Source organism: Bradyrhizobium sp. (assembly GCF_049581145.1).
Classification (GTDB): Bacteria; Pseudomonadota; Alphaproteobacteria; order Rhizobiales; family Xanthobacteraceae; genus Bradyrhizobium.
This window is the reverse complement of the sequence record NZ_JBAURI010000841.1, coordinates 1-2,549: the sequence shown is the minus strand read 5'-3', so window position 1 is coordinate 2,549 and position 2,549 is coordinate 1. Positions and strand designations below refer to the sequence as shown.

2 protein-coding genes and 1 pseudogene are annotated in these 2,549 nt (G+C 63.9%); 1 reads left to right on the top strand and 2 read right to left on the bottom strand.

Annotated elements, in window-relative coordinates; all coding sequences use genetic code 11:
- Together WCB02_RS27630 and WCB02_RS27625 are read right to left on the bottom strand one after the other, a co-directional pair.
- Positions 1 to 752 (bottom strand): ATP-binding cassette domain-containing protein (locus WCB02_RS27630; protein ID WP_423962930.1); only part of this gene is annotated, 752 nt, incomplete at its 3' end.
- 216 nt (positions 753 to 968) lie between these two features.
- Positions 969 to 1,934 carry a sugar-binding protein gene (locus WCB02_RS27625; RefSeq protein WP_423962929.1) on the bottom strand — a complete coding sequence of 322 codons (966 nt, stop codon included), beginning with the start codon at positions 1,932 to 1,934 and terminating at the stop codon, positions 969 to 971.
- Between the two features lie 254 nt (positions 1,935 to 2,188).
- On the opposite strand from WCB02_RS27625, the pseudogene WCB02_RS27620 reads away from it, so the two are divergent.
- Positions 2,189 to 2,549 (top strand): annotated as a pseudogene (locus tag WCB02_RS27620) (ROK family protein); the annotation flags it as partial.

The following is a 2,549-nucleotide window of genomic DNA, read 5'->3' as shown; positions in this document are numbered from 1 at the left end:
GGCGTGTACAGCGCCTTCAGGTCGCGGCCGATCATCAGCCGGATCATGGCGGCATGGCTGAGCTCGTCGCGCGCCAACTCGCCCACCGTGCGCCCGTCGCGCAGCACCACGACGCGGTCGGCGCAGCTCATGATCTCGCCCAGCCGGTGCGAGATATAGATCACCGAGATGCCCTGCGCCTTGAGGTCGGCAATCACCTCCAACAGCCGCTCGGTCTCCGCAAGCGTCAGGCTGGAGGTCGGCTCGTCCATGATGATGACGCGGGCGTCGATCGAGAGCGCCTTGGCGATCTCCACCATCTGGCGCTGCGCGATCGACAGGTTGTCGACCAGCGTATCCGGCGTGAAATCGGCGCCCAACCGCTGCAGCAGCGGCGTGACGCGGGCGCGCATCTGCGCGTTGTCGACGAGCTTCAGCGGGCCGCCGGCCAGCTTTTCGCGCCCGATGAAGACGTTGGCCGCGACGTCGAGATTCTCGAACAGGTTCAGTTCCTGGTGCACGAAGGCGATGCCGGCCCGCGTCGCCCCGCTCACCGTCATCCTGGCGTGCTCGACATCGCCGATGCGGATCGTGCCTGTGCTCGGCGTCAACACGCCGCCCACGACGCGCATCAGCGTCGACTTGCCGGCGCCGTTCTCGCCGATCAGCCCCAGCACCTCGCCGCGATAGACGCGCAGACTGACGTCGTCGAGCGCCCTGACGCCGGGATAGGTCTTGCTGATCCCCGTGAGTTCGAGCAGCGTCTCCGCCATCAGGCGTTTTCCTCCAGCACGACGCCCGGCCGCCTCTGGCAGCCGGGACGGTGAAGCACAGCAGCTAGTTCAGCGATTTCGAAGTTCGAATCATATCAGGCGTCGCCATGCAGTCGCTTCCCCCCTCCTTCCGCGCGCGTAGCGCGTGGTGGGGAGGGGAGAAATCGCGGACCCATATGACAAGTTTCACAAAATCGATCGTCTGGACGTCTCAAGTTACTTCTTCAGCAGTTCTTTCATTTGTGCGGTGAACTCCGCGACGTTGGACTTGTTGATCACCTTGGTCGGCACGATGACCCTGCTGTCCGCCGGGATCCAGGACTTGTCGCCATTCAGCGTCTTGATGATGTCGGTGGCGGAGAGGTAGCCGAACTCGTAGGGCTGCTGCACCACCGTCGATTCGATCGTGCCGTCGGAAATGCCGCGCAGCGTGCGCTGGTCCTCGTCGAAGCCGACGATCTTCACCTTGCCGGCCTTGCCCGCCGCCTTCACCGAATCATAGATCAGCGGTGTCTCGTAGCTCCACAGCCCGGACATCAGCGCGATGTCGGGATATTTGACCAGCACGTTCTCCATGTTGGCCTTGGCCTTGGCGGAGTCCACCTGGTCGGTGAAGACGTCGACCAGCTCGACCTTGGTGCCGGCGATCGCCTCCTTGATGCCCTGCACCCGCTCGCGGGCGTTGTCGGCGTCCATCGTGCCGACGAACAGCGCGATCTTGCCGCCGTCCGGCAGCGCCTTCTTGATCTCCTCGCCCGCCTGCCGCCCGGCCGCGACGTTATCGGTGCCGATATAGGCGAGACGCTTGCTCTGCGGCGCATCGCTGTCGGTCGTGATCAGCACGGTCTTGGCCGCGACCTTGTCGAGTTCTTCGGTGGCGTGCGCCGCATCGTCGACCGAGATCGAGATGCCGGCGATGCCGCGCACCAAGAGGTCGTCCAGCTCGCGGCGCTGGCCCGCCGCGGTGCCCTCGTTGGTGACGATCAGCTGGATATTGTAGTCCGGGTGTTCCTTCTGCGCCTTCTCGAGTCCGCGGCCGGCGATGGTCCAGAAGTCGGCCGCGACATTGGTCACCAGCACGACGGTCTTTTTCTCCTGGGCCTGCGCCACTCCCGTGGCCATCGCGACCACGGCTGCGCTCGCCAATAGCGGCGCGATCAATCTCTTCATTGGATCCTTCATGTGCTCCTCCCTTTTTTCGTCGCCCCGGTATGAGGGGATTGACGCACGACGCTTCGGCGCCTTATTTTATTTATACGGCGAACAAATTATGCGAAATAATTCGGCAGTCAAGGCTGTTCTTGCTGCAATGCTCAAGCTCTAGTGGTATACGGAATAAGGCAAGTCCATCTTCTCCGACACTTCGGGTATGTCCGTGCGCTTTCATCTCGTTTCACAGATTGATTAATTTCACTGAGCGAATTAATAAAACCGGCATGGATGAGCAGCCCGAGCCGCCGAGACGTGCATCAGGCGTGGCCCGCGGAGCGAACCGCGGCCGCCTCGTCGACGTGCTGCGACGCCAGGGGCCGTCGCCGCGGGTCGAGCTCGCCCGCAGCACGGGGCTGAGCTTCCCGGCCATCTCGGCCATCACGTCGAAACTGATGGCGGAAGAACTGCTGTGCGAGGCCGAAACCGAGACGGGCGCGGCGATGCCGCCGGGCACGTCGTGGCCCGACGATCCCGACGAGGAGGATTTGGACGGGCTGAATGGCCGCCGCCGTGGCCGGCCGGCCGTGCTTCTGACCCTGAACCCGGCGTTCGGCCGGGTCATTGCGGTCTCGCTGCGCATGAACC